We start from the raw sequence: 12453 nt of genomic DNA, 5'->3' as shown, positions 1-12453 counted from the left end.
TGACCAACGACACAGCAGTCACACAAGTGTCCCAAATCCAGTTGAACGATACGATCGTTGATGCATTGGTTGACAGCTACCAGGCTGCTAACACAACAACCCACGTAGAACGTCTGACGATCCGTGCGATCGACAACACCAACGTTGCTAACGCAACAGTCGGCGTTTCCATCGATGCAGGCGCATTGACAGCACAATCTGCACTGGACGTCACACTGGCCCGCGGCGCCAACTTCCTGAGCCTCGGCGCTGGTAATGACCGCGTAGTCTTGTTGGGTAACTATGTTGCCGGTACCTACAACACGACAGAAAACGGTGTGAACCTGAATGCACAGTCCACAGCGACTGCAGTTGCTCGCGTTGTAACAGACACGATCAACCTGGGTACAGGTAACGATACACTGGTTACTTACGGTGCGATCAACCTGGCTGGTGCGCAATTGTCTGGTATTGAAAACATCACAGCGAACTCCGCTGTTGTGATCACTGCTTCCCAATACGCTGCTCTGGTTGCTGCCCGTGCTGCTCTGTCCCTGAGCACACCAGTGATCACATTCACAGGCAATGTTCCACATCAACTGACTATCGTTGATGATATCGCTGGCGTGAACAACATCGATCTGTCTTTGATCTCTGTAACTAGCGGCACATTGGTTATCGACACAACGTCTTCTTCCAATGCAACTGGTGGTGGCGTGAACAACACTACAGTTAGCAATGCAGTGACAGTGTCTGGTGGCGCAACAGTAACAACAGGTGTTGTTGGTACTAATCCAGTTAATGGTGGCGGCTCTGCTTTGTCTCCTACAGCACTGACAGCTGGCGGTACATTTAACAGCGTTGCAGGCGTGAACGATAACTTCACAGGCTTGACAGCGACATTGAGCGGTACAACAGTCAACGGTAATCTGGGTGACACTGATGCGATCACTCTGGGTAGTGCAGCAGCTGTAAGTCTTGGTGATGGTGGTACAGGTGGTACTATCACCAACATCAAGACACTGAACCTGGCTAATGCTACTAATAGTATTGGTTTCTTCAATGCGACTACTGGTATCACTACAGTTAATGGTGGCACAGGTGATGACACTGTGAACTTCGCTAATACTGGTTCCACATTCCTGGCTGGTAACGTTAACTTGGGCGCTGGTAGCAACACCCTTACGCTGGAAGCCGGCAAATCTTATTCTGGCACCTACTCTGCTGGCGCTGGCACAACAGACACATTAGGCGTGTTCAACGGTGACAATATTTCTGCGGCGAACATCACAGGCTTTGAGACACTGTTTATCGCAAATAACGCATCTGTAACATTGACAGCAGCTCAATACGGCGCGTTCACTGGCGTTGCCGCTGGCGCAACAGAAACCATCACACTTACTACCGCTGGCACTGTTATTGGGAATGCATCAATAGAGAATTATGTACTGGCTAACGGCACAAACAGTTTCGTAGGTACAACTGGCCTGGTGTCTGTCATCGGTGGCACAGGTAATGATACGTTCAGTATTTCTGCAGCGAATGTTTTGCTTGCTGCAAATAATGGTATTGTTGGTGGCCTGGGTACTGATAATCTAAATTTGGGTCTTCTTTCTGCCGCTACTAATATCCAGCCTAAAGTAACAGGCATTGAATTTATTGGTGTAACAGGTGGTGCTGCTGCTGGGTATGCGTTCCAAAATGCAGATGGCGCTGTAACCTTGGGCTTTACGAAAGGTGCTTTCGGTGGTGACACTGTCCAATTAGGTGCTGGCGGTCAAATTGTTAATATCCTGGGTACAGCAACTGGCGCAATCACTATTACTGGTGGTTCCGGTGTGGATACAATCAATCTGTCAACAACTGCAACTGGTGCTGATACAATCGGTGTTGGTTCAGTCATCTCTGCAATCGATACAGTGGCAAACTTCAAAGTTGCTGGCGCTGACGTGTTCAAAACTGGCACAGCAGCAACAACGCTGAACCTGTTGTCCATCGCTACTGCTGACGTATCTACTCTGGCAGCAGCAATCGCTACAGCAGCAACTGCAGCTGGCGCGGCTCTGGCAGCGAATACTCAGGCTTACGTGATCACTGTAGCCGCAGGTACAGCAGCTGGTACTTATGCTTTCCAAAACATCGGTGGCACTGTAGGTACTGTTGATGCAACTGACTTTATCGTTAAAATCACTGGCGCAGGTTCCATCGTCGCTGGCGACTTCATCGCTTAATTCAGTAAGCTATGCAGGAAATTGGGTAGCTTGCTACCCATGCAGCAGGGAGAAAACATCCTCCCTGCTGTGTAAAAAAAACCCACCTCTGTAAAGCGGTGGGTTTTTTGTTTTATTAATTATCTTCCAGGTGATGTGTGGAAATTAATCATCTAAATTGCTCAGCCGAAGGAGGTGCGGAAAAATGACTATTCCAGATACGTCTGAATTGCCTTGCCGAGCCAAAACCAGACGCCTCTGCAATTCGCTCTATTGACCAATCGGTGTTGGCCAGAAATTTTGTCGCCAGCGATAAGCGCAATGATGTTAAATAGGCTTGTATCGAAACATCCGTGTGCAACTTGAACAGTCGGGTAATATGCCGCGTGCTGCTGCAGGCGATATTGGACAATTCAGTTAAATTCCACGGGTGAGCAGGGTCCTTGACCATAGCATCCTGTACTTTGTGAACAATGGGGTGCAGATGATTACGGTATTTCAGCCAGGGTGACAATTGTGGATCATTGCCAGAACGACGCATATATACCACCAGATTGCGGGCAACTGCACTCGCAGCGAAGGGGCTGGTAAGTTCGCTGACCAGATGCAGGGCGAGATCTATGCCCGCCGTAACGCCGGCACTGGTGCTGATGCGTCCATCTTCAACAAATATGCGGTTTTCTTCTATTTTGATTGAACTGTCTATTTCTGCCAACTCGTGGCAATGATTATGATGTGTCGTTGCCTTGTGCCCGCGAAGTAAACCAGCATGCGCTGCCATCAGTGCGCCAGAACAAATACACACCACTCTATGGCTTGCCTGTACTTTTTCTGACAACCAGCGGATGGCAATTTGTGCATCTGGCAAAGCATAGACTTCATTGCCACCGATCAGGCCAGGCAAAATCAGGATGGCATCTGGAGTCAGTTGTTCCGGCAAAGGCAGCAGCGGGCCTAGTTGCAGGCCGACAGAAGAATTCACGCTTTGCTGCGAGCTGATGAAGTGCATTTCAAACCGCACTTCATCCTGATAGCGATTGGCAAACAAGAGTGCATCTGCTGGCCCGGCAATATCCAGCAATAAGGTGTCTTGCAATAACAGAAAATAAACTGGTTGAACACGAGGCATGATTAGTCAGGCGAACATATTGCGCAAGTTATGAACCAGTTTTGCGCCGAATACATTAATGAGCAGGCCAGCCATTACGATAACTGCGCCCAGTAATTGGGTATGGCTTAATGCCTCATCAAGTATCAGCCATGCTGCAGTCAAGCCAACTACTGGTACCATCAGCGTCAGCGGCGCAACGAGATGGGTAGGCAAGCTGGCCAGTAGTTTACCCCACAAGGTGTAGCCTATCAGGGTAGCTGCGACGGCCAGGTAAACGATGGTCAGACCAGATGACAGGCTCATATTGCTTAAACTGTGCAAGATGACATCACCACCTTCAAACAAGTAAGAGAGCAAAATAAATGGCAGTATAGGCACCAGGGCACTCCATGACACCAGACTCAGTACATTAGTCACTCCTATTTTTTTATTGATGACATTACCGCTGGCCCATGAGAATGCGGCGCATAAAGTGAGTGCAAAGCCAGCTAGTGTCACCTGGCTGGCCGAACTGGCAATGCTTGCGCTGCCCAGCAGTATGAGACCTGCGCTGGCCACCAACATGCCTAGTAAATTGCTGGGCCTTAACTTGTCGCCAAAGACCATAGCAGATAAGCCCACAGTAAAGAAAGCCTGCGCTTGCAAAACCAGCGATGCCAAGCCCGCTGGCATACCGACCGCCATTGCTGAAAACAAAAAGGCAAATTGGCCAAGGCTAATGAACATGGCATACGCCAATAACAGTTTGAATGACACTTTTGGGCGTGGCAAAAACAGGATAGCGGGAAACGCCACCAGCATAAAGCGCAAAGCGCCCATCAAGAAGGGAGGGATGCCTTTCAATCCTATTTTGATCACCACAAAATTCATTCCCCACAACAGAATGACTATGGCAGCGATCAGGATGTGACGTGTGCTAAGGACAGATTTGGACATGGATTGACTAAGGTTTAATTTGTTTTTGCATGTACACGTTTGGTCGATGCAGGGTTGTTCAGCAGTTTATTTTGTGGCCTGATTGGCCTTGGGACGAAATTCCCACCACAATTCGGGCATGTACCTTGTAACGGCCCCTCTACGCAGTCAACACAAAAGGTGCATTCAAAAGTGCAAATGCGGGCTTTGTCAGAATCCGGTGGTAAATCACAGTCACAGCGCTCACAATTCGGTCTGAGTTCAAGCATGATACATTTCCTTTCTGTTGTGGGTGAATATTAAGCAGAATATCAGTTTGAATGGTATGTGCCAGCATAGATAGCGACCAGAGTCGGTCATATCAGGACATTTGCTAAATCTAAATCGCAAAGCTTTATGGATTCCAATTTTACATATCAACAACTAGTCAGTATTGCTACGCGCAAAGAGCACGCGCTTAGTCGTCAATTGGCAAAGCAGGAAAAACTGCATGCTGGGGAAGCTCTTTTTAAGCTGCTGCAAGCAGCGGCACAGAATTCAGGTTTGCAGAATATCTCAGAGCTGGCACAACAGCGGGAAGCCATAAAGGTGGCGGATGCTGCTCAAAGATTGGTCAAAAAAGCTGCACGGCAAAAGGGTAAAAAAGATCGCGATTTAACTTTGTTGCCTGCAAATACCTGGCTGGCCTGGTTCGATGGCTCGGCAGTGCCTAACCCAGGGAAATGTCGGATTGCCTGCATACTCAAAGCGCCCGACGGGCAAAATTTTGAGCACATAGCCCATATTGAGTACGGCGACAGCTGTGACGCAGAATACAGTGGTTTGATATTGCTATTACAGCAAGCGAGACGACACGGAATAGTGAACTTGCTTGTGCATGGCGATAGCCAGGTGGTCATTGATGACTTTAACCATACCAAGGTGAGTAGCTTGTTACGCATGCAGCAGTATCGTCAGCAAGCACAGGAACTGGCCTCTGCATTTGAGCAGTTGCGCGTGTCCTGGGTGCCCAGGCACAAAAATCAACTGGCTGATGCACTTACTCAGATGCGGTCAGATTAAGACTTGATTTTCAATGACCGCAGCAACAGGCCCAACATTGCAGGTCGCGGATGTTGCGTTTTGCTGAGTAAAACAAGGTTACGTGCATAGGCAGGGTTGGGGATGGGTGTTAATACGCAATGCCTCGCCAACTTTGCCAAGCCTGACCAGTGTGGTACCAAACTGACGCCTACATCGTCTGCGACCAGCATGGCGATGGTTTCCAGTGCATCGAGGTCGCACATGGCTTCCAGCGCCAGGCCCTGGTCTTTCAGAAATTTCTCAGCATAACGGCCACCCCATGCTGTCGGGTCATAGCGCAAATAGGGCTTTAATTGCAGCGTGGACAAGATATCGTTGTGCAGCGCTTGTCTGGAAAGTAAGACCAGGTGCTCTGTTTTTATGTGGTGCGCTATCAGGCTTGTAGGCAAATCAAATGGAGGTGCAACCAGTATTGCAGCATCTATCTCCTCATCCTGCACAGACTGATATAAGGAGCGGGACGTGCCAGGTACGATACCGGCCTTCAATTTTGGTGCATGTCTGGTCAAGTGCCGTAAGACAGTTGGCAGCATGCCTGTCATCGCGGTGGAAATAGCGCCTATCTTTATTGTACCTGTCAAGCCATCAAGGTCGGCATCACCAGCTAACAAACCAATCTCGCGCACGATATTTCGTGCCCGTGGCAGCAGATGCAGGCAAGCCTGGGTTGGCTTTGCCGCATGCGTCTGTCTCGACAATAGAGGAAAACCCAGCTCCCTCTCCAGAGCCTGAATTCTCTGGCTGATCGCCGCTGCGGTCAGGTTCTCAACTCTTGCGGCTTCTGCGATAGACCCATGTTCTATGGTGGCAATCAGGCTTTGTAGATAGCGACTATCCATAAAAAATTCTTTCGAATGGATTAAAAATAATATGCTATCTCTTACGAAGAAATGGCGCTAGCATTTCAATATTGCGAGTCACCATATGAACAACGATAATTCAATACGGAACCATATCCATGAAAGCTTTATTTCATCTTGCCTATCATGTGCATGATCTTGATCAGGCACGGCAATTTTATACAGGCATATTGGGCTGCAAAGAGGGGCGCAGTACGGCAACCTGGGTAGATTTTGATTTTTTTGGTCATCAAATTTCCTTGCATCTGGGCATGCCGTTCGCCACGACTAATACAGGCAGGGTAGGGGATCATCTGGTGCCCATGCCGCACCTGGGTGTAATACTCGCGATGAAGGACTGGATGGTACTGGCTGATCGCCTGCGGGGCCATGATCTCGACTTTGTGTTGGAACCCTCAATTCGTTTTGCTGGACAAGCAGGTGAGCAAGCAACCATGTTTTTTCTTGATCCCTCAGGCAATCCCATAGAAATCAAAGGTTTCAATAATCTGGAAAGTATTTACGACAAATGAATTCAACTAAAATTCCATTCCTGGCTGCGCCTGCTTACTCCCATACCCAGGCTTGGGTAGATGCGCTGCAAAAGAATCTGCCAGACGAACAGATTGTCGCCTTTGACAGTATGAGTGATGAGGACAAAGCTACCTGTAAAGTCGCCATCGTTGCCAATCCTGATCCTGCGCAGTTGAAGCAATTACCGCAATTGCAATGGATGCACAGTGTCTGGGCGGGAGTGGAAAGACTGATTTCAGATTTGGCCGACACTGAGCTGAAAATTGTCCGCTTGATAGACCCGCAACTGGCCAGCACCATGGCCGAAGCAGTGCTGGCCTGGACGCTCTACCTACACAGAGATATGCCAGCTTACGCGCGACAACAAAAGCAGCAGCTTTGGCAGCCACGTGAATATCTGCGGCCTCAGCAAAAAACTATAGGTCTGCTGGGCCTCGGTGCATTGGGTGAGGCGGCGGCGAACAGCCTGCTGCGTGCAGGCTTTAATGTCATTGGCTGGAGCCGCAATCGCAAAGAATTTGCAGGTGTCGAATGCTTTGCAGGTACAGATGGATTGCCAGTCATGCTGGCAAAAACCGATATCCTGGTTTGTCTGCTACCACTGACACCAGATACCAAAGGACTGGTCAATGCCCAAACCCTGCAAGCCTTGCCGCGAGGTGCATCGCTGATCAATTTCGCGCGGGGGGCCATCATTAATGATCATGATTTGCATATCGCCCTGGATAGCGGGCATATCGGTCATGCAGTTCTCGACGTATTTGAAACAGAACCTTTGCCCGCCATTGCATGGCACTGGCAGCATCCGTCTGTGACAGTATTGCCGCATTGTTCGGCACCCACAGACAGAGAAACGGCTTCTTTGATTGTGGCCAATAATATCCGGCGTTACAGATCGACGGGAGAGTTGCCTGTAACGGTAGATAGAGTCAAAGGCTATTGAAGGAAGAACTTTTAATGATATGAATGCTTGTCGTTTTCCATTCATATCATTGCAGGGCATCGATTGGTTCATCGGCCAAGGTGTTGATCAATGCATTCATCAACGCATTGATCAACATAGCTCAGTTGCCCCTAAGTTGTAGGCCTAAGTCAGAAACCCAGTAAACCTTTCAAGACATCTGTTGCCTTGACCTTGGGTTCTTCTTTCTGTTCAGGCCTTTGCTGTTGCTCTGCTTGCGATGCATTGTTGGACCTGCGTCCGCCCATGTCGCCCATACCACCTAGTATGGAGCTATAAGTCGATTTCATACGCAGCTTGGTTTGCCAATCTGGTTCCCAGGCAATTTTTGGATCGCTGGGACGAGGAGGGTAGGCAAAATAAGCATCTGAGCCGTAGGCAATCATGCGCAGCATGCCCGCTCCCTGCTCACCAAAAATACCTTTTGGAACATCGCATTTGGTCGTGCTGGCGGGCAGGATGACTTTTTCATTAAGCCACTTATCGACATCTGCATTGGCTTGATAATCGACCAGGCCAAAGCCAAAGTCTGGCAATTCACTGGATGTCCAGACTATAACTTCGGGGTTATCGCCGCCACCCGCCTGTCCACCCATAACACTGATGAAATAGCCACGCGTATTTGGCACCGATTTCCACTCCAGTCCAACCCCGCCAGCCTTCTTGGTTTGTACCAGTTCAATTGCTGACATCAAATCATTGTTTGACGCCAGATTGAGTTTGAAGCTCTCAGGTATGCCATTACCGACAAACTGATGCTGGCCAACCAGTGAAGCAGTATCCGGCACTTTTCTGTCATCGCTCTTGTTTGGCCATGCAGGATTGCCAGGTTGTGAACGCGCACCCTTGGTGACTTTGCCGCGCATGGTAAAGAATTTTGCATAATCTTCTGGCGACGCTTTGGCAGCATCGAGAGTACGCGGTTGCCCTGGTCTTATTGTTTCGCCGCAGCCCCAATAAATCGAAATTTTGCCTTTGGGTTTTTCATAGCTGGGCTCGGATGGTGTTTCTTCAGAAGGAGTGTATTGCACTGGTTTTTCTGGAACCGGCGCTAGCAGCTTCAGGCTGTCACCGAAGTTCATGCCTGCGGGTATCATCTGGTTGGCATCAGTCAGCGAAGTATTCTTGTTTGTGAAAACTGATACATCCATGAATCTGCCACTGGCAAAACCCATGGAATGCGTATTGCCGAAAACATTACCTCTGTCATTGTTGCCGGTGCCACCGCGAGCCATGCCACCCAAGGCACCGAAGAAGCCGCCAGACTGCGCGCCCTGCATAGCCCCGCCCATCATGCCACCCGGCATATCACTGGCATTAGTCGCCAGATCGATATACGCAAAAGCAATCGGCGGCTTGGTCACTTGTGTTCCAGCTTTTGTAGCAGCGACTTTGCCTTGCGCACCGGTGGCTGGTTTGGTTTGTGATGTCGCGATTAGTGGAGTAGCCAATAAACCGCAGGCAATGAGCGTTGTCTTCAGAAAAGGTGTGTTGTACTTCTTTGTCATCAAAGTCTTCATGGAATAACTCCTGTTATCTATCATTTACTGAAAGAGAAAGACCAGAAATTTTTTTGACGCTGAGGATGTTCTGGCTAAAATTCTTGAAAGGATTATGTTAGCGCAAAATAATTGCAATAATAGGGATTTACCCCAAACATTTGCTGCAAGAATTTATTTTCCTTGCAATTTGAGGATCAATATTTAATTTCCACGTAGATGTGAATGCGGAAAATTAAAACAAAGAAGAATATTTGTTTGCCAGTGCTGTGCCAGCAAAAAAAATGAATTTACCAAAAACGACAAATTTATTTTTGATTCATTATTGTAGAAAGCAGAGGCTCCAGGGCGCTTGTCCAAATTTCGTATCCTTCGACGGATAGGTGCAACTTGTCTTTACTCATGCCTTTCCAGTTGTCCCCGACAGGTGGGAGTTGCGCCGCGAGGTCGAGATAATAAATGTTTCTTTGGTCATCCAGTGGCGCCAGCAAGGTATTGGTTGCCGCCATTTTTTCTGTCGCACGTGCATTCGGTAAAATACTCAACAAAACAATCTTTATGCCATTGAATTTCTTTTGAGTTGCAGCGATGACGGCTTTCACACCGTTGGCAATTTCTTCCGGCGTATCCTGTACATTGTTTGTGCCAATCAGGATGATGGCGACCTGGGGTGTAAAAGCTGACAGGTCGATATTTTCCAAGCGCCAGATAGTATGTTGGGTCTTGTCCGATCCCAACCCAAAATCGATCGCGCGCTCTTCAAAATGTTTTTTCCAAACAGAAGAGCCCGCTCCCCATCGCCATTGTTCTGTAATCGAGTCACCAATGAAAATCAGATCAGCCGGGCGATTTTTCCTTAGTGTTATATAGTCATTAAAGTAGATTTGATAAGCCAATTTGGGACTGTAATTCTGATCACTTGCAATCGTAGTAGGCTGTTTGACAGGTAGCGAACTTACTTGTGCATGACAAATAGAAGTAAACAGAAGGGCAGATAAAATTAAGCGTTTCATGAGGTGAATATATAGGATTGTGAGTTGCCAGAAAATTTCACTCAGGCTGCGGTGATATAAGGCCAGCTTTAAGTGAAAGATAATTGTTCAAGCCATTGCCTGAGAGACCTTTGATGCCCGCAATGACGGATTCTGCATTAATCCTCGCGCCGGTGATGTTGGTATGGGTGCGCTGGTCGCTAAATAAGGTATCGACTTTTTCCTTGCCTAGGACGTCGTATGTTTTGCCAGTAATGGCTGTAACATCAATCAAGGCTACCTGGGTTTCATTGGCGACTATGCTCGCCAGCTTGCGGTGCTCGGCAAAATCATTGGCCCAGTCCTTGTGCGGCACTGGGGTTGCGATAATGATGGAAATACCCTTCGCCCTGGCATCTTGTATGTATTTTTTTAGATACCAGCCGTAGCTGTGCACGATTTCAATGCTGCCATCTGGTCTGTTGATGATTTCGGTATCTTCTCCGGTGCTACGCAATGTGCCTCTGAATTTGCCTCTGGCATCAACCGGGCCAACATCATTATGCCCAAACTGTACCAGCAAGAAATCACCAGCTTTCATTTCGCCTAATACCTTGTCCCAGCGACCCTCCTGTATATAGGTGCGACTGCTACGCCCGCCTATGGCACGATTGATGACATTAATTTTTTTTAAGTCGAAATAAGGTGCTATTTCATCTGCCCAGCCACGCATGGGTGCATCACTACGAGCTGTGGAGTCGCCAACGATAAAGAAGGACGGAAGTTTTGGATCGAGTGCCTGATTGACGACCTGTTTGCTTTCTTCCACAACTGGCCTGTCATCTTCTTTCACGTTCTGTGCTGAGGCCACACTAACCACCGCCAGAAGGAATAAAGCCTGCAAGGCCTTATTCAACGAAATAGGGATTGCGCTATGTATAATCATGAAAAGTCCTGTAAACGGTGTCATGGTAGTCATTAAATCAACTGATTATAAGGCGCGCATCAACGACAACTCAACTACCATCTGGCTTTTTAATACTGACGATAGCCGGGCTGACCGATATGAAAAATGACTCTGGCGCGTCCGGCTTTGCCGGATCAAAATTTTCCGACTGAGCCAGGATGAATTTTTTCAGAGGTAATTTGCTTTGCCGCACACCTTCCACGATGCACCTGGCCAGTTGATAAGCGCCGTAGGCATTATGATGGGTACCGTCCCCCGGTTTAAATGCCAGCAAAGACTTTTCTGGCCCTAGTGCTTCATAAAAGACCTTGCTCATGGCATGCAGATCAATCAGAGGCAGGTTCTCTTCTTTGGCGACTTCACGTACCGCATTCGGATAGCCCTTGTGAGAATTGGTGATAGTCGTACCTTCAAATGTACGGCGTTGTACCTGGGTAACCAATATCAACTGTGCATGTTTTTTAGCCAGTGCTGCGGTGTAGATCTTCAGGTTATTTTTGTAAGTGGCGACATCTACCGCCTTCATGTCATTGTGCCCAAATTGGATCAACACATAGTCGTCAGGTTTGACCAGACTGAGTACTTTGTCCAGCCTGCGTGCCGTTTTAGAAGATGCCAGGGATTCGCCTGACTGTGCATAATTCGCGACACTGACATCCGCTGAGAAAAAGCGTGGCAGCATTTGCCCCCAACTGGCGTAAGGCTCGCCTGGTTGATCGGTGACAGTAGAGTCACCCAGTAAATAAAGCGTGGGCACATTTTCTACGCGTTCGATGCTGATGGAATCTACACTGGGGCGTGGGCCATTGAATTCCAGCGTCAGTTTGTCGTCCCAGGTAAATTGTTCTTCTCCTGTTTCACGGGGCTTCAATTTGACTTCGCCACCGCCAGCAATACCCGGGCGACGTACGTTGACGATGAAGCTTTTTTCTATGCGCTCATCTTTCCTGGTTTTGATTTTTTCTAGCATCAAACGGCGGGTTTCTGCCTTGACGGTTGTCTCAGATTCGCCGTCATCATCACCCAGCATGAGTTTGACACGATAGTTTCCCTCGGCTACAGCAACGGAGAACAAGAAGGGTTTGGCACTGCTGATGCCATTGCTGGTGGCAATGATTTGAGCGCCATTCTCAAAACCGTATCCAGTCTCTGTTGAATAGATAGCATCTGCTTTCACCGCTTTGGACTGCGCTGCGGGTTGTGTGCTGAAATCAAATGAATATGTTTGGGCGTAGAGCGTATTACTAAAGGCGATGCTGCCAATAAAAATCAATAGCTTGAAAGTCGGTATTTTTTTCATCGAAATCAACTCAGGAAATGCTTGCAGTAATAAAAAGCTCGAGAAATTATTAATGCATTTTAGGGTAGCTATGGGGCAAAGGCT

12 protein-coding genes are annotated in these 12453 nt (G+C 48.2%); 4 read left to right on the top strand and 8 right to left on the bottom strand.

Annotated features, from left to right (window positions below; genetic code table 11):
- Window positions 1-2210 (top strand): beta strand repeat-containing protein (locus ACO0LL_RS06195; protein ID WP_422950009.1); only part of this gene is annotated, 2210 nt, incomplete at its 5' end.
- 148 nt (window positions 2211-2358) lie between these two features.
- On the opposite strand, the gene ACO0LL_RS06190 is transcribed toward ACO0LL_RS06195, so the two are convergent.
- The 3 genes from ACO0LL_RS06190 to ACO0LL_RS06180 are packed head-to-tail and all read right to left on the bottom strand — an operon-like array spanning window position 2359 to window position 4484.
- The gene (locus ACO0LL_RS06190) at window positions 2359-3318 is read right to left on the bottom strand and encodes a GlxA family transcriptional regulator (RefSeq protein WP_422950008.1); all 960 of its coding nucleotides are present in this window, start codon (window positions 3316-3318) and stop codon (window positions 2359-2361) included.
- Between the two features lie 6 nt (window positions 3319-3324).
- Window positions 3325-4236, bottom strand: a complete 912-nt coding sequence (locus ACO0LL_RS06185; protein ID WP_422950007.1) for an EamA family transporter — start codon at window positions 4234-4236, stop codon at window positions 3325-3327.
- A 14-nt stretch (window positions 4237-4250) separates the two neighbouring features.
- Window positions 4251-4484 carry a DUF1272 domain-containing protein gene (locus ACO0LL_RS06180; protein ID WP_422950006.1) on the bottom strand — a complete coding sequence of 78 codons (234 nt, stop codon included), beginning with the start codon at window positions 4482-4484 and terminating at the stop codon, window positions 4251-4253.
- Between the two features lie 127 nt (window positions 4485-4611).
- Between ACO0LL_RS06180 and ACO0LL_RS06175 the strand changes: the two genes are divergently transcribed.
- Window positions 4612-5277: a ribonuclease HI family protein gene (locus tag ACO0LL_RS06175; protein ID WP_422950005.1), complete on the top strand. Its 666-nt coding sequence runs from the start codon at window positions 4612-4614 to the stop codon at window positions 5275-5277.
- Here the strand turns inward: ACO0LL_RS06175 and ACO0LL_RS06170 are convergent.
- Entirely contained in the window at window positions 5274-6137 is an 864-nt protein-coding gene (locus ACO0LL_RS06170) for a LysR family transcriptional regulator (protein ID WP_422950004.1), read from the bottom strand. The genes ACO0LL_RS06175 and ACO0LL_RS06170 overlap by 4 nt on opposite strands.
- A 119-nt stretch (window positions 6138-6256) precedes the next feature.
- Here ACO0LL_RS06170 and ACO0LL_RS06165 point away from each other — a divergent pair, with 119 nt between their 5' ends.
- On the top strand, window positions 6257-6670 hold the full coding sequence (locus ACO0LL_RS06165) for a VOC family protein (RefSeq protein WP_422950003.1): 414 nt from the start codon (window positions 6257-6259) through the stop codon (window positions 6668-6670).
- Window positions 6667-7614 carry a 2-hydroxyacid dehydrogenase gene (locus tag ACO0LL_RS06160; RefSeq protein ID WP_422950002.1) on the top strand — a complete coding sequence of 316 codons (948 nt, stop codon included), beginning with the start codon at window positions 6667-6669 and terminating at the stop codon, window positions 7612-7614. Before ACO0LL_RS06165 ends, ACO0LL_RS06160 begins: the two co-directional genes overlap by 4 nt.
- Before the next feature lie 149 nt (window positions 7615-7763).
- Here ACO0LL_RS06160 and ACO0LL_RS06155 read toward each other — a convergent pair whose 3' ends face one another.
- The 4 genes from ACO0LL_RS06155 to ACO0LL_RS06140 form a co-directional block, all read right to left on the bottom strand.
- Window positions 7764-9152 (bottom strand): hypothetical protein, encoded by a 1389-nt coding sequence (locus ACO0LL_RS06155; protein WP_422950001.1) that lies wholly within the window; start codon window positions 9150-9152, stop codon window positions 7764-7766.
- A 287-nt stretch (window positions 9153-9439) separates the two neighbouring features.
- Entirely contained in the window at window positions 9440-10144 is a 705-nt protein-coding gene (locus ACO0LL_RS06150) for a GDSL-type esterase/lipase family protein (protein WP_422950000.1), read from the bottom strand.
- A 37-nt stretch (window positions 10145-10181) separates the two neighbouring features.
- The gene (locus ACO0LL_RS06145; RefSeq protein ID WP_422949999.1) at window positions 10182-11048 is read right to left on the bottom strand and encodes a rhamnogalacturonan acetylesterase; all 867 of its coding nucleotides are present in this window, start codon (window positions 11046-11048) and stop codon (window positions 10182-10184) included.
- A 70-nt stretch (window positions 11049-11118) separates the two neighbouring features.
- Entirely contained in the window at window positions 11119-12369 is a 1251-nt protein-coding gene (locus ACO0LL_RS06140; RefSeq protein ID WP_422949998.1) for a rhamnogalacturonan acetylesterase, read from the bottom strand.
- Window positions 12370-12453 lie beyond the last annotated feature (84 nt).

The organism is Undibacterium sp. TC4M20W (genome assembly GCF_049340245.1).
In the GTDB taxonomy this organism is placed as follows: Bacteria; Pseudomonadota; Gammaproteobacteria; order Burkholderiales; family Burkholderiaceae_D; genus Undibacterium.
The sequence above is the reverse complement of the archived record's forward strand: the minus strand, read 5'-3'. Positions and strand labels throughout refer to the sequence as shown.

Bases quoted from the DNA above. Each gene is read 5' to 3' on its own strand.
- ACO0LL_RS06160 (WP_422950002.1), top strand. From the start codon at position 6,667: ATGAATTCAACTAAAATTCCATTCCTGGCTGCGCCTGCTTACTCCCAT.
- ACO0LL_RS06165 (WP_422950003.1), top strand. From the start codon at position 6,257: ATGAAAGCTTTATTTCATCTTGCCTATCATGTGCATGATCTTGATCAG.
- ACO0LL_RS06190 (WP_422950008.1), bottom strand. From the start codon at position 3,318: ATGCCTCGTGTTCAACCAGTTTATTTTCTGTTATTGCAAGACACCTTA.
- ACO0LL_RS06155 (WP_422950001.1), bottom strand. From the start codon at position 9,152: ATGAAGACTTTGATGACAAAGAAGTACAACACACCTTTTCTGAAGACA.
- ACO0LL_RS06180 (WP_422950006.1), bottom strand. From the start codon at position 4,484: ATGCTTGAACTCAGACCGAATTGTGAGCGCTGTGACTGTGATTTACCA.
- ACO0LL_RS06140 (WP_422949998.1), bottom strand. From the start codon at position 12,369: ATGAAAAAAATACCGACTTTCAAGCTATTGATTTTTATTGGCAGCATC.
- ACO0LL_RS06185 (WP_422950007.1), bottom strand. From the start codon at position 4,236: ATGTCCAAATCTGTCCTTAGCACACGTCACATCCTGATCGCTGCCATA.
- ACO0LL_RS06175 (WP_422950005.1), top strand. From the start codon at position 4,612: ATGGATTCCAATTTTACATATCAACAACTAGTCAGTATTGCTACGCGC.
- ACO0LL_RS06145 (WP_422949999.1), bottom strand. From the start codon at position 11,048: ATGATTATACATAGCGCAATCCCTATTTCGTTGAATAAGGCCTTGCAG.
- ACO0LL_RS06170 (WP_422950004.1), bottom strand. From the start codon at position 6,137: ATGGATAGTCGCTATCTACAAAGCCTGATTGCCACCATAGAACATGGG.
- ACO0LL_RS06150 (WP_422950000.1), bottom strand. From the start codon at position 10,144: ATGAAACGCTTAATTTTATCTGCCCTTCTGTTTACTTCTATTTGTCAT.